General features: G+C 40.9%; 17 protein-coding genes and 1 tRNA gene. 11 read left to right on the top strand and 7 right to left on the bottom strand.

What is annotated here, in order from left to right:
* Nucleotides 1–144: 144 nt before the first annotated feature.
* Nucleotides 145–630 (bottom strand): allophycocyanin subunit alpha-B, encoded by a 486-nt coding sequence (locus ACX27_RS29090; protein ID WP_062297639.1) that lies wholly within the window; start codon nt 628–630, stop codon nt 145–147.
* 131 nt (nt 631–761) lie between these two features.
* Here ACX27_RS29090 and rlmD point away from each other — a divergent pair, with 131 nt between their 5' ends.
* Nucleotides 762–2,120 carry a 23S rRNA (uracil(1939)-C(5))-methyltransferase RlmD gene (gene rlmD / locus ACX27_RS29085; RefSeq protein WP_062297637.1) on the top strand — a complete coding sequence of 453 codons (1,359 nt, stop codon included), beginning with the start codon at nt 762–764 and terminating at the stop codon, nt 2,118–2,120.
* A gap of 432 nt (nt 2,121–2,552) precedes the next feature.
* Nucleotides 2,553–3,002, top strand: a complete 450-nt coding sequence (locus ACX27_RS29080) for an ATP-binding protein (protein ID WP_062297635.1) — start codon at nt 2,553–2,555, stop codon at nt 3,000–3,002.
* Nucleotides 3,003–3,195: 193 nt separating this feature from the next.
* Here ACX27_RS29080 and ACX27_RS32655 read toward each other — a convergent pair whose 3' ends face one another.
* Together ACX27_RS32655 and ACX27_RS29075 are read right to left on the bottom strand one after the other, a co-directional pair.
* Nucleotides 3,196–3,351 carry a hypothetical protein gene (locus ACX27_RS32655; protein WP_158507435.1) on the bottom strand — a complete coding sequence of 52 codons (156 nt, stop codon included), beginning with the start codon at nt 3,349–3,351 and terminating at the stop codon, nt 3,196–3,198.
* Between the two features lie 749 nt (nt 3,352–4,100).
* Nucleotides 4,101–4,173: transfer RNA gene (locus ACX27_RS29075), tRNA-Val, on the bottom strand.
* Nucleotides 4,174–4,279: 106 nt separating this feature from the next.
* Here ACX27_RS29075 and ACX27_RS29070 point away from each other — a divergent pair.
* The 5 genes from ACX27_RS29070 to ACX27_RS29055 all read left to right on the top strand — a co-directional run bounded on the left by ACX27_RS29070 (nt 4,280) and on the right by ACX27_RS29055 (nt 7,491).
* Entirely contained in the window at nt 4,280–4,885 is a 606-nt protein-coding gene (locus tag ACX27_RS29070; RefSeq protein ID WP_062297633.1) for a metal-binding protein, read from the top strand.
* A 380-nt stretch (nt 4,886–5,265) separates the two neighbouring features.
* Complete coding sequence (locus ACX27_RS29065; protein ID WP_062297632.1) at nt 5,266–5,883, top strand: GerMN domain-containing protein; 618 nt, start codon at nt 5,266–5,268, stop codon at nt 5,881–5,883.
* A gap of 372 nt (nt 5,884–6,255) precedes the next feature.
* Nucleotides 6,256–6,423 carry a hypothetical protein gene (locus ACX27_RS33085; RefSeq protein ID WP_200929884.1) on the top strand — a complete coding sequence of 56 codons (168 nt, stop codon included), beginning with the start codon at nt 6,256–6,258 and terminating at the stop codon, nt 6,421–6,423.
* 51 nt (nt 6,424–6,474) lie between these two features.
* Nucleotides 6,475–6,870, top strand: a complete 396-nt coding sequence (locus ACX27_RS29060; protein ID WP_062298640.1) for a protein tyrosine phosphatase family protein — start codon at nt 6,475–6,477, stop codon at nt 6,868–6,870.
* Between the two features lie 261 nt (nt 6,871–7,131).
* Complete coding sequence (locus ACX27_RS29055) at nt 7,132–7,491, top strand: hypothetical protein (RefSeq protein ID WP_062297630.1); 360 nt, start codon at nt 7,132–7,134, stop codon at nt 7,489–7,491.
* Nucleotides 7,492–7,667: 176 nt separating this feature from the next.
* Here ACX27_RS29055 and ACX27_RS29050 read toward each other — a convergent pair whose 3' ends face one another.
* Both ACX27_RS29050 and pcrA read right to left on the bottom strand, forming a co-directional pair.
* A complete protein-coding gene (locus ACX27_RS29050) occupies nt 7,668–8,765 on the bottom strand; it encodes an alkene reductase (RefSeq protein ID WP_062297628.1) in 1,098 nt (365 codons plus the stop codon).
* 49 nt (nt 8,766–8,814) lie between these two features.
* Nucleotides 8,815–11,139 carry a DNA helicase PcrA gene (pcrA, locus tag ACX27_RS29045; protein ID WP_062297626.1) on the bottom strand — a complete coding sequence of 775 codons (2,325 nt, stop codon included), beginning with the start codon at nt 11,137–11,139 and terminating at the stop codon, nt 8,815–8,817.
* A gap of 355 nt (nt 11,140–11,494) precedes the next feature.
* Between pcrA and glgA the strand changes: the two genes are divergently transcribed.
* Together glgA and ACX27_RS29035 are read left to right on the top strand one after the other, a co-directional pair.
* The gene (gene glgA / locus ACX27_RS29040) at nt 11,495–12,973 is read left to right on the top strand and encodes a glycogen synthase GlgA (RefSeq protein ID WP_062297624.1); all 1,479 of its coding nucleotides are present in this window, start codon (nt 11,495–11,497) and stop codon (nt 12,971–12,973) included.
* A 257-nt stretch (nt 12,974–13,230) separates the two neighbouring features.
* Entirely contained in the window at nt 13,231–13,716 is a 486-nt protein-coding gene (locus tag ACX27_RS29035; RefSeq protein ID WP_062297622.1) for a hypothetical protein, read from the top strand.
* Nucleotides 13,717–13,775: 59 nt separating this feature from the next.
* Here ACX27_RS29035 and ACX27_RS29030 read toward each other — a convergent pair whose 3' ends face one another.
* A complete protein-coding gene (locus tag ACX27_RS29030) occupies nt 13,776–14,408 on the bottom strand; it encodes an HAD-IB family phosphatase (RefSeq protein WP_062297620.1) in 633 nt (210 codons plus the stop codon).
* A 677-nt stretch (nt 14,409–15,085) separates the two neighbouring features.
* Between ACX27_RS29030 and ACX27_RS29025 the strand changes: the two genes are divergently transcribed.
* Entirely contained in the window at nt 15,086–16,213 is a 1,128-nt protein-coding gene (locus ACX27_RS29025; protein WP_062297618.1) for a hypothetical protein, read from the top strand.
* Nucleotides 16,214–16,332: 119 nt separating this feature from the next.
* Here ACX27_RS29025 and ACX27_RS29020 read toward each other — a convergent pair whose 3' ends face one another.
* On the bottom strand, nt 16,333–17,151 hold the full coding sequence (locus ACX27_RS29020) for a M15 family metallopeptidase (RefSeq protein ID WP_062297617.1): 819 nt from the start codon (nt 17,149–17,151) through the stop codon (nt 16,333–16,335).
* 100 nt (nt 17,152–17,251) lie between these two features.
* On the opposite strand from ACX27_RS29020, the gene ACX27_RS29015 reads away from it, so the two are divergent.
* Nucleotides 17,252–18,169 carry an AEC family transporter gene (locus tag ACX27_RS29015; protein WP_062297616.1) on the top strand — a complete coding sequence of 306 codons (918 nt, stop codon included), beginning with the start codon at nt 17,252–17,254 and terminating at the stop codon, nt 18,167–18,169.
* Nucleotide 18,170 lies beyond the last annotated feature (1 nt).

Raw genomic sequence — 18,170 nt, 5'->3', positions numbered from 1 at the left:
TAGCTTGACACAGAGATGGCCAAAGCCACTACCAAATGTGGGGAGAGTATGATCAAATTAGAGTTGTTATGTTTGAGTGCTAACACTCGGCACTCAATTTAGGAGACAGGACGACACATCTAAAGAAGCAAAACAAACTTTGGCTTATGACATCGCTTGAATGATGTAATCAAAGTATGGTGATGCTGCTGCTGCGTCGTCTGCACTTAGGAGGTCAAGAGAGGCTTTTTTCAGACAATTGATGGCTTCTACCATTCCAGGAACGGGAACACCAAGGGAGTTGTACATTTCCCGCACACCAATTAAACCGATTTTTTCAATTGGTTCTTTGTCACCAGCAAGTACACCATAGGTAATCAGGCGTAAATACCAGCCAAAGTCGCGGATACACAATGCACGTTGGCGTTCACCGTAGGCATTGCCACCGGGTGCGATAAAATCAGGACGCTTCTGCCAAAGTTGCTTGGTGGCTTCCTGAACTATCTTTTTTTCATTTTCGGACAGGGTGGCAGCAATACGAGTCCGTTGCTCCCCTGTTTGCAAAAATTCTTTGATACTTTTGAGTTCGCCACTGCTGGGATAACGCAGTTCGTCGTCGGCTTTGAGAATAACTTGGCTAATTACAGTCATGATTATTGTAATCACGAGAAATATTATTTGCTAGTTTAACGAGTTGGAGGTACAGAAGGGAAGCAGGGGGGCAGGGGTGCAAGGGTACAGAGGAGAATAATTTTTGACAAATGACTATTGACTATTGACCAATGACTAATATTTGGAAACAAGGTGAATTAATTGAAGTTGCGATCGCCGATCTCACTGATACTGGTGATGGGGTAGGTCGCTATGAAGAACGGGTGGTATTTGTGCCTGATACTGTCCCTGGCGATCGCGTCATGGTACGTTTACTGCATGTCAAGCCAAAATATGCTCATGGCAAACTCATGCAGCTATTGCAGCCATCCCCGCACCGCATCCGGCCAAGCTGCATTGTGGCGGATAAGTGCGGTGGTTGTCAGTGGCAGCATATTGATTATGAATATCAGCTAGAAGCTAAACGCAATCAAGTTATCCAAGCTTTACAGCGTATCGGTGGTTTTACTACACCATCAGTAGATCCTGTATTGGCGGCTGTGTCACCCCTGGGATACCGCAATAAATCTACTTATCCTTTTAGTGTTTCTACTACCGGGCAAGTACAGGCGGGATATTACCAAAAGGGTAGTCACCATTTAGTGAACTTAAATCAATGCCCTGTGCAAGATTCTCGCTTAAATCCTCTGCTTGGGGACGTGAAGCAAGACATTCAAAAGCGTGGCTGGAAAATTTACAACGAACAACGTCACCAAGGGCAAATTCGCCATTTAGGTTTACGCATCGGTCGCCGGACGGGAGAAATGCTGTTGACTTTGGTGGTGACAGATTGGCACTTAGCGGGAATTACTGAACAAGCTGAGGAATGGTTGCAGCGATATCCACAATTGGTGGGAGTTTCTTTAAATCGCAACCCAGAAAGAACAAATGCCATTTTTGGTGACGAAACTCGCACTATTGCAGGTGTTCCTTATCTCAGAGAACAATTTGCTAATTTAGAATTTCAAGTCCGCCCCGATACATTTTTCCAGGTTTCTACGGAAACAGCCGAAGCACTGTTAGAAGTCATTCAGGCAGAACTTAACCTCCAAGGAAATGAGGTGCTAGTTGACGCTTATTGTGGAATTGGGACGTTAACTCTGCCTTTAGCCAAGCAGGTACGCCAAACAATAGGATTGGAATTACAGGCTGAAGCAGTTGAGCAAGCAATTTTAAACGCGAATCGCAACAGTATACATAACGTTACATTTCAAGTCGGTGCGGTAGAGAATTTACTGCCGCAAATGGGAATAATACCTGATGTGGTCATACTAGATCCGCCACGTAAGGGATGCGATCGCACTGTCATCGATTCATTACTGCGCTCGAAACCTGCTCGCATCGTTTACGTCAGCTGTAAAGTAGCCACACTTGCGCGTGACCTGAAATTGTTATGTGAAGGAGGCATATATAAAGTTACAAGGGTGCAACCTGCTGATTTTTTTCCACAAACATCTCATGTAGAAGCTGCTGCCTTTCTTGTGTTATGACATTTAAATAAGAGTACTAACTCTTTATCAAAATCTTAAATTGCAAATGTGTAGTCTCTTGCATAGTAACAATGCTAAAATCGAATTAGCCTAAAACATAGAAATGATTTTGTTAAAACAACTAAAGTTGCATAGACTCTCATTGATTATGAATAAGGTTGTCTGATATCAAAATCGGCACTACAAAACTCACTTTCATAGTTCTCAAAAATTTTCAGCATATTTTAATTTGCTGATTGCGATCGTAAATTTTTAAAAGCCGTTTTATGTATCGACAATCAAATTTCGTAAACAGAGTAAATGCTCCCTAGCATTTTCAAAACTAGTATAAAAGACGCAAGTTTGAAGGCAGCATGACCACCTCCAATTTTGTCAGGGTGCGCGTACAAGCAAACTGATGTCTAGCTAACTGAAAGCTATGGGGTTTCTCTTGTGATTAGCATTTCGCTCCGTCCTGTTGGACGTTATTGGGGCACACTTAGTTTTGCCTCTACTCTCTATCTTTGTCCCATATTAGATTTACTGCTGGCAGAAATTCCAGTTAAATTACAAGCAGAATTGCGGCTAGGACTCCAAGAAGCCTTAGTCAATGCCGCCAAACATGGTAATAATCTCGATCCCAGTAAAAGAGTCGTAGTCCGTTTTTCGTTGATAGATAATCAATATTGGTGGGTAATTTCTGACCAAGGTCAAGGCTTTACACCGGAACCAAATTCTGATAGAGAGCCGACAGACTATTTACCACCGGATGAATCAGAAAGTGGTCGCGGTTTATGTTTACTCCATCAAATTTTTGATCAAGTAGAATGGAGCCGCAAAGGTACAGAATTACGATTGTGTAAACAGATGGAAAATCGCCCCCGATTATCTTTGAGGCGATAAAGAAAAGTGTGAAGTATGAAAAATAACATACTTCACACACTGCGTGCGTAAGTAATAGAAAAAAGTAGGTTGGGTGCAGGCATACAAAAGATGTTGAAAACAATACAGCAAATATATATTGCGCCGTAACTTAACAGGAAATTATGATATTTAAAAAAATATTGTGACAGGTGAACTAATTGTAGCGTGAATTTTACCGTTGGAATTGTGACATCCTGGTAATTGAAAGTTTTGCGGTTTTCTTCCTCTTAATAAAAGTATCTAAGCAATTGTAACTCTTAGTAGGGGAAAGAAAATTAACGGCGATCGCATTTATCTTAGTAGAGAGCGATCGCTTTTGTACTTTCATAAAGATATTAGAGGTAATATTGAAATATCTCTTGTTTTGCTGTCGTTAACTCAATTTTCTGATAGTTGCACAGATGTGTAAAATTGGATATTCCATATTTAGATAAGCAGTGCTTAAAAGTTTGCACTTCCTCTATGATTTCTTGAATGTGTCTTTTGAGAGCTATAGTTGACGGAAAATAATTAGACTTATCCAGAAATGGGAAACGCTTGCACAGAGGGAGTTTGAAGGAGAATTCTGAGAAGGTGATCGCTTCAGGGTATTCCAAACGGTTTCTCTATAGACATTTCCCGGAGCTATGCCGAGCAATTTCAGCCCAGTATGTTAAGTATATGAAGGAATCTGGTGTGAACGAATCGAAACTTGTTGTGAGGAGGTAAAACAGGCTGTTCAGCAATTTCAAGCTGAAGGTATCGCTCCTAGCGAAGCGGCTGTTTCTCCTAGAAATTCACAATGACGCTCCTTCGTCGCTACTGCTTTGCTAACGCAATTAAAAAACTTAGATATGGCAAGGACTTTAGGGTTTACATCTTTATCAGATTTTTCGTGAAATGGTATCAGCTATTGGCTAAACCAGGATGTTTTCGTGTTCAAGAGGTTCGCTTCGTCTTTAAGGTTGCAAGAAGAGAAATGGGTCTGAAAGCATAATCGTGCCGACCTTTATTGGAAGCACAAGCTTGGCATATCTTCTGCAAAGTTATAGATAAAGCCACACGTCCTACATAGTGACGTGTGGCTTTACTTTAAAATGGGCAGTACCAGACTCGAACTGATGACATCCTGCTTGTAAGGCAGGCGCTCTACCAACTGAGCTAACCGCCCGTTTGTTCTTTCTGTTTGCGCTCACAATTAAATAATATAGCAAAATATTTTGAATCGCGCTAGTATTTTTGAGAAAAATTTTTTGAATATTTTTGAGAACCTTTAAATGCCCTCTGGTCGAACGCATGATCGCATTACTTTGTGGGCTTTGCCGTTTGTGGCGGGTGTGGCTTTTTGGCAGACCCGCAGTAGCAGCGTGACCTTGCTGGTGGCTGGTGGGTTTATGTTTGGCGGTTTGATGTTTGGCCCTGACTTAGATATTTACTCTCGGCAATATCAACGCTGGGGTTATTTGCGCTGGATTTGGCTACCTTATCAAAAAAGCCTTCGGCATCGTTCTTTTTTATCGCATGGGCCGATTATTGGGACGACACTGCGAGTCATTTATCTTTCCTGCTTGTTAGCGATCGCAGCATTCATAATTTTGGTAATTTTTGAAAAACTAGGAAACACAAGATTTAATTGGTCAGGCTTGGGTGAAAATATCCAAAAATCTCTGGTTAGCTATGATAAAGAATATCTTGCCTTGTTTCTTGGTTTAGAACTCGGCGCGATGAGTCATTCTTTGAGTGATTGGTGTGGTTCCGCATATAAACGAATGCAAAAGCAGGGAATTAGCGGTTTACTCCCTACCAGCAAAGTCAAAAAGCGCAAAGTATCACGCCGTGTTCGTCCGTCACCACCTAGAACTAGTACAAAAAGGCAAAAGTAAAAAGTCAAAAGGAAAAAGGGCATTGCTGATTAGTGGGATGATTTTTGTCTCGCGCAAAGACGCAAAGAATCAATATTCTGCTTTGTATAAAAGTCTCAATTCATCCCGCATGTATACAACGCTGGAAAAAGAAAGAATAGTAATACCACAAGCCCTTTAGCAATTCCTTATGGTAACTGAGCGATTATTTATTTTTATGCGTCAGTCCTAATAAAGAAACTCCCTCACAAGTTCCTCAAATTGTTCTTCTAAATTAAAAGTGTAGGTAGCTAGCGATCGCCTTTAGTTGGTTGACTCCATCTCATACCCACTAAGACCAAACGTCAGCATAAATGCTGTTTGATGTTTGTTCGTACTCGGAAGATTTACAGGAGTTCGTTATGAAAACCCAACGCAACTATCAAGTATATCGAGGAGAAGCGATCGCTGCTTCGGCACTAGTTACCTTGGCGTTATTTGGAGGAACTGCTTGGTGGAGTTGGCAAATCACCAATCCTACAACACAGGCGAATAATTCAGTAGTAATTATTGCCTCAAAATCTGTGCCAAAAGTAGAAGCAATACAAGCGCAAACTTACTGGTTAAAATTTGACAACAACCAAATTCACTTAGTACCTCAACCTGTAGATGTAAAAGTTGGAGTCACATCTGAGGAGGCTTTAAAATTAGCGTTTACTCATCTATTAAATAGTCATAAAACTGTTGAGTTGAGTACGACAATTCCCGCAGGTACAAAATTACTAGATTTGCGAGTTACTCAAGCAGGAATTTATGTAAACTTATCACCAGAATTTATTCAAGGTGGTGGTAGTACTTCAATGACTTATCGTTTAGCGCAGGTAATCTATACTGCTACTAGTATTGATCCTAAAGCTAAGGTTTTTGTTTCCATCGCAGGCGAACCAATCGATACAGATCATCCTCTTGGTGGTGAAGGACTCATTTTGCGACAACCAATCACTCGACGGCAATTTGTGAAAGATTTTCCAATTTCTTGATTGTTTTATTTACTGTTGTGCTGTCTTAATATCTCAAACAACACTACTATGTCGAAAAATGATCATTATTTAATAAATAATTGTATTGTTTTGTGGCAATTTATTAATCAACCACTTTTCCAGCGTACGACTTTTTTTCAATCCTTTCAAGTTTTGGCAAATTTACCACACACGCCAGAAATTAGAGGAAAGCTGGAATTATGACGTGGTTCAACTTTTAGAGAAATGCGGTAACTCTGACACAATTACCCTCTTAGAGAGATGTCTAGAAATAGAAAATGAGGCTAACTAAAGATTGAAGAAAAGTTCAGAAGTCAGAGTCGATATTTAAACAAAGTTTTTCATACTCAAAATCAATTAGGAGAAGCATTTATGTCTGTTAGCAAAATAATACACACAATTACAGATGGAGCAGCACAAGTGGTCACTTATATCTCAAGTGCCGCCAGTAGAATTTTCAGCCCTAGAGATGATAATTATCCAGAAACGGGAGTTCAACCTTTTGATGGCGATATTGCTGATAGTAAACGTAGACATTAAGGTTAAATGGGCGACTTATTCAGTCGCCCTGACTCAAGTAAGGCGGCAAACATGATTACTGTTAGGAAAATTAACGATGATTTAGCGATCGCAGGACAAATTACTTTAGATCAGTTAAAGCAATTGGCTGAGGAGGGTTACCAGTCTGTAATTAATCTGCGCTCGCCTGATGAAACCAGCTCACTAGACAACGAAAAAGAAAAAGTTGAGTTGTTAGGATTACAGTATATTAATTTTCCTACTAATCTTGGAGAAATTAATCATCAAGCAGCACTTGATATCTTTCAAGTAATCAACAAATCATCGAAACCAACTTTGATTCATTGTGATGATTCCATACGTTCAGCAGCAATAGTACTTTTATATATTGCTACTAAACAAGGAGTAACCTTTGAAAAAGCTCTCCAACAAACTATAAACTTAGGGTTAATTTCTTCTCACTGTTGAAATTATTTCTACTTAATAATTAATTATAGTCGTGTAAAGACGATAAGTGACAGTTTGTTCATCTATAGTAAGAATTCAAAATTCATCAGAGTTACAAGCAACAAAAAAGTTTGATAAATCAATTTAGCAATCATCATTAATTACTGCTCAACTCTAAACTCTGACTTCTAGATGCTGAATTATTACTAGTAATTTATAAAAGCACCTTGATAAATTTGTGACTCATGATAATAAATCTATATTGAAGAGAGGCGATTTAAAATGACTAAAACTCTATTGAATCTGACGATAAGATTAGTTCTTCAAGAACTTGAAGGTATTTTAGAAACTTACCCTCATCATCCTTATCAGGAGGCCTTTGCTAATCCTGATATGCGGCAAAATCTCGTTGCTTATATTTTAAGTAGAATTCCTAATCAATACATCACAGTTGATGAGGCGGAAAAACCAAAATTTATTTGTTCAGAATCTCTGTGTCGTTCATTAGAAAGTACACTGCACATAGAATCAATTATTCGCCAAGGTGTTGAAAAAATTCTAGGTGAACAAGCACAGAATCTTCATCGCTATATCCCAGAAGCAGTTGATCCCGGTTTGGCTGCATCTCATTGGTTTGGTTGATACAAGTAGGTCGGCGTAAATAATTATTGTTGGAATAAGGCAGGGAGCAGGGAGCAAGGGGAGAAAGAGTTTGAGCCTTATTTACTTTTCTTCACATAGTTTGGTTTTATTGCACCGACTTACTTATAAAGAACACGATTCAGTTAAGAAAAAGACAAAATGTCTTGTTGTGCTGCTCAATGGAATGGTGACAGGGTTTGATAGTCTGTGTAACCATGTTCATCACCACCATAGAACCCCCTGACATCACCTTCTGTCAAAGGGGCATTGAGTTTTAGGCGCTCTACTAAGTCAGGGTTAGAGATGAATGAGCGCCCGAAAACTATGGCATCAGCCCGTCCGGTGGTAATTGCTTCATCAGCTTGTTGTCGATCAAACCCACCCACAGCCAGCAGTGTTCCTTGATAAACGCTACGTATGAGATCAATGGGGTTGAACTTCGGTGCAGTGCCTCTGGCATAACCTCGGTCATAGCCAACGTGTAAGTATGCCAAACCTAGCGGACTGAGTGCTTTGGCGACATAAGTGTAAGTTTCGGCAGGATGATCATCAAATGTGTCGTTGACTGTGAAACCAGGGGCAATCTTGACCCCAATCTGTTCTGCTCCCCGAACGCTACACAGAGCATTGACCACTTCAAGTGTGAAGCGAGTTCGATTCTCCAATGTGCCTCCATAGGCATCTGTGCGTTGGTTGGAGCCACTGACTTGAAACTGGTTTGGCAGGTATCCAGTTGCAGCATGAAGTTCTACACCATCAAAACCTGCTTTAATCGAGAGTTCTGCTGCTGTGCGGTACTCTTCTACTATTTTGGGTATTTCTGCCAACTCTAAAGCACGGGGTGTCTCGAAAGGGACTTTGCCATTCCAAATGTGAATTTCTTCAGATACCACTGGGATAGCCGAAGGTGCAATCGGTAGGGCATTGTTAGGTAATAGGGAGGAGTGTGATACCCGTCCGGCGTGCATCAGTTGTACAAATATCCGACCGCCAGCAGCATGAACAGCATCTGTCACTTTCCGCCACCCTTCAACCTGATCTTCGTTGTGCAGCCCAGGACAGGTGGTGTAGCCCCGTCCCATTGGACTCGGATGCGTGCCTTCCGTAATAATGAGTCCTGCTGAAGCTCTCTGAGTGTAGTATTCGACCATTAAGGGGGTAGGTACACAGTCAGTAGTAGCCCGGAGTCGGGTCATGGGAGACATGATGATACGGTTGCTCAGGTAAAGGGAACCTAGTCTAATGGGTGTAAAAAGTCCTGATTTTTCTGGCATATTTTTCCTCTTATAGAACTAGGGCGTACTCTGACGGCGGGGCTAGGTGCTAACTAACTTTTTGCAACTGTGCTACTTTGGGGTCAATAATTTTCTGCCCTAAACTAGCAAATTTAATCGCTACAGATATTTTATTTCCTGAACCGAAAACGTGAGTTATTTCTCCAATTCCAAAAGTTTTATGTAAAACTTTATCTCCTACTTGCCAATTGTGAGATCCTTCTTGCTGTCCGTTATTTGTGGCAGCAGTTCGAGAATAATTTTGACGAATTTTACTTTGACTCGTTAATAATTCTGGGGGTAATTCGTCCAGAAATTGCGATCGCAATGCGGGTTCCCGTGAACCATATAAACGGCGTTCGCGGGCGAAGGATAAATGTAACCGTTCTTGGGCGCGGGTAATGCCTACATAACACAAGCGGCGTTCTTCTTCTAAAGCTGCGGGGTCGTTCATGGAACGGTAGTTAGGAAATAACCCTTGTTCTAACCCCACTAAAAAGACTACGGGAAACTCCAATCCTTTGGAAGCGTGCAGAGTCATTAAAGAAACGGCCGTTTGTCCGTCTTTTAAATTATCTAAATCAGAACTTAAGGCGGTACTTTGCAAAAAGGCTGTTAACGAAACATCCTCATTTTCTTCTTGAAATTGCAAGACGGCGTTATAAAGTTCCTGAACGTTTTGGATTCTGTCTTCTGCTTCATCTGTACCTTGGCTTTGCAAGTCTTGGACATAACCAGATTCTTCTAACAAACCCATAACAATTTCCGAAACTGGAACCGTTGCGACTTGTTCTTGATAGCGGCTAATCATTTGGGCGAAATTATTCACCGCTTTTGCTGAACGTCCTGCTAATGTATTTACAGATGTTTCATCGCTGAGAATTTCCCACAAGTTAAGCCCTAATTGTTGGGAGGCGTTAATTAAATTATCAATAGTGGCTTTACCGATTCCGCGCCGGGGAGTATTAATTACCCGCAATAAACTCACTGTATCAGCCGGGTTAGCGATCGCTCTTAAATAAGCCAACACATCTTTGATTTCTTTGCGGTCATAAAATTTCATCCCCCCTACAACTGTATAAGGAATTTGATTCCTGACTAACAATTCTTCAAAAGGGCGAGATTGGGCGTTAGTGCGATAAAGAATCGCAAAACTACCCCAATTTAATTCGGGATGTTGATGTTCTAAAGTGCGGATTTGTCGAATTACAAAATCTGCTTCAGCCAGTTCATCATCAGCTTTGTGGCAATAAATTTGTTCGCCACTTCCCCGCGTTGGTTTGAGGACTTTATCAATTCGTTGGGTGTTATTTTCAATTAATTCATTGGCAGCTTGCAAAATATTCTCACAAGAGCGATAGTTCTCTTCTAACTTCACCATTGTGCGAGTATCTTCATCTGGCAAACCGTCGCCGAAATCATTTTGAAATTCCAGCAAAATGGTAAAGTCTGCCATGCGGAAACTATAAATTGATTGGTCAGCATCACCAACTACAAATACTGAGCGATTCTGCCAATTCCATTCACTTTTTCTATCTTCGCCATTAGTGACTAACAACCGAATCAAATCATATTGTGTGCGGTTGGTATCTTGATATTCATCAACTAAAATATGACAGAATTTGCGATGCCAATAACCTAAGACTTGCTCGTTTTGTTGAAATAATTTTGTCGGGACAAGAATTAAGTCATCAAAATCCAGAGCATTATTTTCTGCTAGTTTATCTTGATATGAACTATAGACTTGAGCAATAACTCGTCCGCGATAATTTGGTTGTTCTTTTTCAAAGTCTTGGGGTGATAAGCCTTGATTTTTGGCGTTACTGATGGCGTAGCGAACAGAACGCGGTTCAAACTTTTTATCGTCGAGGTTTAACTGTTTGGTGACGATTTCTTTAACTAAAGATTGGGCATCAGATTCATCAAAAATTGAAAAATTCCGATTCCATTTGCGCCCCTTTTCATCTTGATATTTCTCGATATCAAACCGGAGAATGCGTGAAAATAAACTGTGGAAAGTGCCACACCACAAATCTTTGATAGTTGTGCGATAAACTTGCGATCGCAACTTTGTCTGTTCGTGTTCTGGTAATAACTCAAACCTCGTACCATGTTGCGTCATTGCCAATTGTTCAGCAAACAGCTTTTGAATGCGTTCCTTCATTTCCCGTGCGGCTTTGTTGGTGAAAGTCACCGCCAAGATATTTTCAGGGTTCACACGGTGTTTGAGAATCAAGTTAGCGATGCGATAAGTTAAGGCGCGTGTTTTACCGGAACCAGCGCCAGCCACAACTAACAACGGGCCACAATAGTGTTCTACGGCTTGACGTTGGCTAGGGTTGAGGTGACTGAGAAAGTCAATAGTTGTAGTCATGGCTTGTGAGGTGTGCTGGTTAGTCGCTGCTAGTCATAAGGTATTTTAGCAGCGTCAACCCTGTGGTTTTAACTAGAAAGGTGCGATCGCCTCAAATCTCCAGCCACAGTATTTCTATGCAGCAAAATGGCTCTTAGCGTCATACCAAGCGTTTACATCGTCAACAATCTGTCTAAAATTCAATACCCCTCGAATCTCCTCAGTATAAGTCTTGCAGCAGATGAAGCACCCAGACTATCTACCACTTGTATTAAGCTTTCTTGATTAACATTGGCTTACTTACTTGTCAATGAGTACATATTGCATATACTGAACAGTATAGTGATTATAAAGTTTTGTATAGCGAGGACTAGGAATGTACATAGTACAGATTGCCTCGGAATGCGCTCCTGTAATTAAAGCAGGCGGTTTAGGGGATGTTGTCTACGGACTGAGTAGGGAATTAGAGGGCAGGGGAAATTGCGTTGAGATCATTCTGCCCATGTATGATTGTATGCGCTACGACCATATTTGGGGTCTGCATGATGCCTACAAAGATTTGTGGGTACCCTGGTATGGCGCAGCAGTTCACTGTTCTGTGTACTGCGGTTGGGTACATGGTAGGCTGTGCTTCTTTATTCAACCCCACTCCGAAGATAATTTCTTTAATCGCGGCTGTTATTACGGTTGCGATGATGACAATATGCGCTTTGCCTTCTTTAGCAAAGCCGCTTTAGAATTTCTCAATCAAAGTAACAAGCGACCTGATATTATCCATTGCCATGATTGGCAAACAGGCTTAATTCCTGTTTTACTCGCTGAGATTTACAAATACAATGGTATGGAATATCAGCGAGCTTGCTACACCATCCATAACTTTAAGCATCAGGGAATAGGTGGGGAAGAAACGCTGGTGGCTACAGGTTTAAATAGAGCAGCTTACTATTTCCAATACGATAAACTACGCGACAACTTCAACCCCTTTGCCTTGAATTATATGAAAGGGGGTATTGTTTACGCCAATGCAGTCACCACAGTTTCACCCAACCACGCAGAAGAAGCGCGTTATACAGAAGTTGGTTGTGGTTTAGGTCATACACTGCATTTACATCAAGATAAATTCAGTGGGGTGCTTAACGGTATAGATTACGATTTTTGGAATCCTGAAGTTGACCGTTACATTCCCAATAACTATACCTACGAAGATTTTGAACAAAAAATATATAACAAAAAGGCTTTGCGAGAAAGGCTCTTGCTTGATGCCGCCGATAAACCAATCATTGCTTATATTGGTCGGTTAGATAATCAAAAAGGTGTGCATTTAGTACATCATGCGATTTATCACGCACTCAATAAAGGCGCACAATTTGTATTACTAGGTTCAGCTACAGAAGCAGGAATTAATGCTCATTTCCGCCATGAAAAAGAATTTTTAAATAGTCACCCCGATGTGCATTTAGAATTGGGATTCAATGAAGAATTATCCCACCTCATCTATGCAGGGGCAGATATGATTGTGGTTCCCAGCAATTATGAACCCTGCGGTTTAACTCAGATGATTGGTTTAAAATACGGTACAGTGCCGATTGTGCGGGGTGTTGGTGGTTTAGTAAATACAGTATTTGATAGAGATTACGACCAAAATCTGCCACCTGAAAAACGCAATGGTTATGTATTTTATCAAACAGATAATTATGCCCTAGAATCGGCAATGAATCGGGCAATTGATTTGTGGCATCAGTCTCCTGATGAGTTCCAACAACTAGCTATTCAGGGGATGAAATACGACTACTCATGGAACATTCCAGGAGCAGACTACTTAAAAATTTACGAGTGGATTAGGCATCCTTGGTAAATTAGCGTCATTTAATAAATTTCTTGTAGCGACGGTTTTTTCATCTAAATTAACACAAAAATTTTTAGGGTGCGATCGTAATATCGAGACGCACCTTTATTATTTTGCTCAATAATGCAAGCGAACTCTACAATTACTTAGCAATTCTTGATTTTAAATGGCATCTCAAGATAGATTCCATTGTTTGAATACGCGCTATAGATAAAGTATAAGGATCTACTAAATTTGGTGATTTAGTAATGTTTTGAGAGGTAACTATGCTCCACCATATTTCCATTTCTGTCAAAAATCCTCAGCACGTAGCTAACGTGATGGCAGAAATTATGCACGGCCGAGTAGTACCGTTTTCACCTAATCCTGGTGCATATATGATGTTTGTGGGAGATGAATTTGGTACAGGAATTGAATTTTATCCATTGGGTAGTGAGCTTATCCCCGGTGGATCGCAAGGACAAGTTGGATTTCAGATGAATGAGCATCCTGCAAATTACACATCAGTTCATGCAGCAATTTCGGTTCCCCTCAGCGTAGAAGAAATTGAGCGTATTGGCGCACGGGAAGATTGGCGAGTGCTTGCTTGTAGCCGTAATGGTGCTTTTGATGTGGTGGAATTTTGGATTGAAAACCGTTTGATGTTGGAACTCCTGACACCGGAGATGGCTGCTAAGTATCTGGAAGTAACCAGTCCGCAACAATTAGAACAGAGAGCTAATTCAGTGGCGGGTGTGAAAGTGGGTGGATAAGGGAGACAAGGGAGATTTGTGTTACTTAAAAGACGTTATTATTTCTGTGCGAGGATCAATCACAGTTTCCACAATTGCTGTAGATATTCCTGAACATCCGAGAAAGTATTCCAGGGAATATACGGTTTTTGATGTTGGTCTAAGTAATATGCTAGGCGATCGCGGGCAAATACAATCGAAGCTTGTAAGCCCATATTTAAATCTGTGAGCGAGTCACCTATGGCGATTGTCTCATCAGCGGGATACTTTGCCATGACTTGCACTTTGGCTACTAATTCTGTACCGCCTTCATAATCAGAGTTGACTTTGAAGTAAGCACCACTAGTATCTATATCAACGGCGTGAATTGCGGTTATTCTTTGGGCTATCTCACCTAAAACTACTTCTACCATTCCTCGCAGTCCACCAGATACCACAACCAAAGGGACATTTTGGGAATCAAGAAAATTTAGCAGTTCGACAAATCCTTTACGTATGGATTGCGATCGCGTAAATTCTACAATTTTTCCATACTGGTAAGATGGAATTGATTCTAAAATTTTCTTGACTCCCTCCCGCAGTGTTACTCTCTGTACATACATTTCTGGCAAAAATTGTGCCGCCACTTCCGGCGCAAACTTTTTTAGCACCGCCACAAAGGTTTCTTCTACTGTGATTGTCCCATCAAAATCACAAAAAACAATCCGCTTCACAGTTTCATCCTGTTAGATTTTTGAGTAATGAGCATCCAATTTGTCGCGCTTCATCTGTATTATTCAATGTGACGTAGTAGAGCTTCATTGAATATTCCCATTAAACTTTATAACTGAGTAAAAGATTTATCTCAATTCAATTTGAACTATAGCAGAAGACAGGAGTCAGGAGGATAAGTCTTACTGTACCTAGCGTTCAAGTTTTCAAATTGTCCATAAATCAAATACGGCAACATTTTCCGATTTTTTGCGTCAGCTACCAAAACTTGCTATAAAATCCTTAATTTTTTGTTTTTCTTTAATTTTATGCTTTCATTTTATCTTCTATCTAAAGTATTAGCTTGCATCTATATTTTGATAGATATTTCGAGGTCAAGTTTGTAACCAAGCAATTCATAAGTTTATGACTTATGGCTGATTAATAAATATTAATTTTTCAGTAAAAAATATTAAGCATTATCACTAAGAAAACCTCAATTTGTGTACTATGTTACAAAACTTAACAATACCGCATGTTAACTTTAAAATAAATCAAGCTAAAAACTTGACTTTTGCTTGATAATAAATATTAATACTGAAGTAAAAGTAAATTTAATTACTAAAGAACATGTTAGAAGATGCTATTTTTAATAGTTTTTACAAGTGAATTAGAAAATTGATTGCTCAAAAAACTCGCCATGAATGCACTACCGATTACAAAACTTGCTGTCCCAGATAGATTTTGGTATACAGGAGTAAAGAGAAAAGTTTTAATTGACTTTGGTAGCGATCGCCCAAAAATTATTCATAAAGTAGGACAAAGTTCAGGTTTTGAAGCAACTGCCAGCTATACCGACCCAATAACAGGCAAACTGCGGTTATACAGTGATGGTCAATTGATTTTCCACGGACAAACTCATGAAATATTAGATAACGGAGTTTGGGGTGCAAAAAGTTGGTCAGCGACACAAGCCGTAGCAATTGTACCCGCGCCTGGTGGTCATCCTGACAGATTTTACATCTTTACCAATAACAACCAGGAGATATATTACTCCATTGCAGATTTATCTCAAGGTATTAATGGTTCAGTAATTTTATTGAACCGTAAATTGACAGGGAAACAAGATAATCCAGGGGAAGCAATGGGTGTTGTACCCCATAGCGATGGCGAATCTTTTTGGCTGATAATTTTTAATGGCAGAACAGAGGTGCGTGCCTACCTAGTGGATAAAAATGGCATCAATAGTAAATATGTCGCTTCACCAATTGATTTTCCCGAAAATCGGTTGAATCCCTTAGTTGGTAAAAAAGTTCATAAAGGTTCGATTATTTTCAGTCCCAATTGGCATAAAGTCGCCTTGGGTGTAGCAGGATTAGGAATTGCGATCGCCAAAGTTGACCGTGCTACAGGTAAAATTAGCCACAGTGATTTTTTAATTCGCGGTTCGGCTGGTTATTCTTGCGCCTTCTCTCCTGATAGTACAAAGTTATATTACGCTAAAGGTGATTGGGAGTTTGGACAGTGGAACCACCATACCTTAGAAGGTTGGAACGCCACACCACATCAAATAGACTTAGTGACTGAGATTGAAACCGAAATTGATACCTTACCTATTGGCGATACGACTGGCTATTCTGGGCCGAGATTAGCACCTGACGGCAAAATCTATTGGACAGGGCAAGGCAAATCTTCTCTAGCTGTAGTTGAAAACCCCAACGCCCCAGGACACGCCCTGAGATTTAACCCGGATGGTTTACCCTTGGGAAATGGTGTATTTGCTAGTTGGAACCTACCAACACAGACATTTAGTTTTTACCGAGAATAGGGGGCAGCAGGTAAAAATTCTATGATTAAAATCAAACTCAGGAGTCTGAATTCAGATATTTAATTTTATGTTGTCAATTAGTGGAGTAAAAATACCACCACTAATTGCTTCAGACTTTTTTATGGTGATGCTTTAGCGGGTTTCAAATTTCTGGCCTTATAGAAGGTTTCTAAACTTTGGCGATCGCCCACGAAACGCCAATGCCAAGGTTCATAACTCACACCTTGGATATTATCTTGAGGAAAAGACAACTCAAAACCAAAGCGGGCGGCGTTGGCTTGTAGCCAGGCAAAAGCTTTGGTTTGATCAAAGTTAGCTTGGAGATTAGTGGCGGGTGCGGCTCCGTCTCCGATATCCGCAGCATAACCTGTGTGATGCTCACTATGGCCTGGTGGCGCACTGAGGGCGGCTCTTTGGGCTGGGGTTTGATTGCGTTGCGCCCCGACTTCAAAAAATAATTGCTCTTGTTCTTTCACAGAACGAAAGCCAGAAATTGGCACTAAAATTACACCCGCACTCCGGGCGGTTTGGGTCATGGCGCGAAACTTTTCGGCCGCGCCTTTTCGCATTCGGATGCGGCGATCAGCAGTAATTGGCACTAACTCTGACTCTGGTGCTTCTGAGTATGCTAAATGTCCCAATACTACATTATTATCTTGGGGATTTGCTGAATTAGCTGCGCCTGGAGTTGTTGTAGTCGAGGAATCTGCTGGTGAAGATGAAGAATCGGTGATTTTTTTCGGTGTAGTGAGAGAAAAGAAAAAACCACTAACTACAGCCAGCAGGATAAATCCCGCGACTCCCCCAATGAGCAGAACTAAAGGTTGTAAGGGTGTCTTGGATGCGACATCAGGAGTATCGCGTAAAGCCACTGGAATGTCATCACCAGAATCACCGGACGAGTTTGGGGGTTTTCCCGAAAACCCAGCTTTATTCAAGGGTTCACTCCTGCTTTTGTTCAAAATTCATAACAGACTGTAGACTGGACAGAGATTAGCATATTCGGTACATTTTACATCTGTCTTTGTTAGGGAAATTTTGGCACACCTCCTAGAACTATATGTCAAACTGGCAGGCTTAATCTTAATCGGATTTTTCCTGGGACGGAAACTGCCTGCCGCAGTTCCACAGCGTTTGGGTCAGTTTCTTTTTTGGGTGGGAGTACCTTTAAGTATTGTTGCTTTTTTGCGTCAAGCTGACCTATCAGCACAGATTTGGATTGCACCTGCGATCGCCCATTTAGCGATTTTATTGGGCGCATTTTTGGCTTGGTTAACTATCAAAGGACAAGCGTATCTTACAAACACAACTTTTCAACACCCAACTCAGGGAAGTTTTATCTTAGCGGCAATGGTCGGCAATACAGGTTATATCGGCTTCCCTGTAACTTTAGCAATGGTCGGCCAAGATTATTTTGCCTGGGCTTTATTTTACGATTTATTGGGGTCACTGTTTGGTGCTTATGGTTTGGGAGTAGCCCTAGCATCTCGTTTTGGCTATGGTGGCACAAACTACTGGCAAATGACTCAGGCCATCTCGATTAACCCAGCTTTGTGGAGTTTTGGCTTGGGTTTGTGGTTTCGCCAAATTAGTATTTCTCCGACGGCAGAATTTTATCTCGAAAAATCGGGTTGGAGTGCTGTCGCTTTATCTTTAGTATTAATTGGAATGCGCCTTTCGCTGTTGACTTCTTGGCAAAGGTTTCCTCAAGCCGCCATCAGTTTGGCAATCAAAATGCTTTTAGTTCCCCTGCTTCTCGGCAGTACCTTATCTTTGTTTGGCGTGACTGGTTCCGCCGCTAAGGTAATTGTTATACAAATGGCTATGCCGCCAGCATTTGCAACAATGGTGCTGGCTGAAACTTTCAATCTTGACCGCGACCTCGCTGTGACTTCCCTGGCGTTGGGAGTGATGCTGTTGTTGGTGACTTTGCCTGTGTGGTTGTGGTTGTTTTGAA

The sequence above is a fragment of the Nostoc piscinale CENA21 genome, assembly GCF_001298445.1.
Taxonomy (GTDB): domain Bacteria; phylum Cyanobacteriota; class Cyanobacteriia; order Cyanobacteriales; family Nostocaceae; genus Nostoc_B; species Nostoc_B piscinale_A.
Note: the sequence above shows the minus strand (reverse complement) of the source record. Positions and strands in the feature narration are given on the sequence as shown.

Bases quoted from the DNA above. Each gene is read 5' to 3' on its own strand.
- glgA (WP_062297624.1), top strand. From the start codon at position 11,495: ATGTACATAGTACAGATTGCCTCGGAATGCGCTCCTGTAATTAAAGCA.
- ACX27_RS29070 (WP_062297633.1), top strand. From the start codon at position 4,280: ATGCCCTCTGGTCGAACGCATGATCGCATTACTTTGTGGGCTTTGCCG.
- ACX27_RS32655 (WP_158507435.1), bottom strand. From the start codon at position 3,351: ATGAAAGTACAAAAGCGATCGCTCTCTACTAAGATAAATGCGATCGCC.
- ACX27_RS29060 (WP_062298640.1), top strand. From the start codon at position 6,475: ATGATTACTGTTAGGAAAATTAACGATGATTTAGCGATCGCAGGACAA.
- ACX27_RS29065 (WP_062297632.1), top strand. From the start codon at position 5,266: ATGAAAACCCAACGCAACTATCAAGTATATCGAGGAGAAGCGATCGCT.
- rlmD (WP_062297637.1), top strand. From the start codon at position 762: ATGACTAATATTTGGAAACAAGGTGAATTAATTGAAGTTGCGATCGCC.
- pcrA (WP_062297626.1), bottom strand. From the start codon at position 11,139: ATGACTACAACTATTGACTTTCTCAGTCACCTCAACCCTAGCCAACGT.
- ACX27_RS29035 (WP_062297622.1), top strand. From the start codon at position 13,231: ATGCTCCACCATATTTCCATTTCTGTCAAAAATCCTCAGCACGTAGCT.
- ACX27_RS29055 (WP_062297630.1), top strand. From the start codon at position 7,132: ATGACTAAAACTCTATTGAATCTGACGATAAGATTAGTTCTTCAAGAA.
- ACX27_RS29090 (WP_062297639.1), bottom strand. From the start codon at position 630: ATGACTGTAATTAGCCAAGTTATTCTCAAAGCCGACGACGAACTGCGT.
- ACX27_RS29050 (WP_062297628.1), bottom strand. From the start codon at position 8,765: ATGCCAGAAAAATCAGGACTTTTTACACCCATTAGACTAGGTTCCCTT.
- ACX27_RS29025 (WP_062297618.1), top strand. From the start codon at position 15,086: ATGAATGCACTACCGATTACAAAACTTGCTGTCCCAGATAGATTTTGG.
- ACX27_RS33085 (WP_200929884.1), top strand. From the start codon at position 6,256: ATGTCTGTTAGCAAAATAATACACACAATTACAGATGGAGCAGCACAA.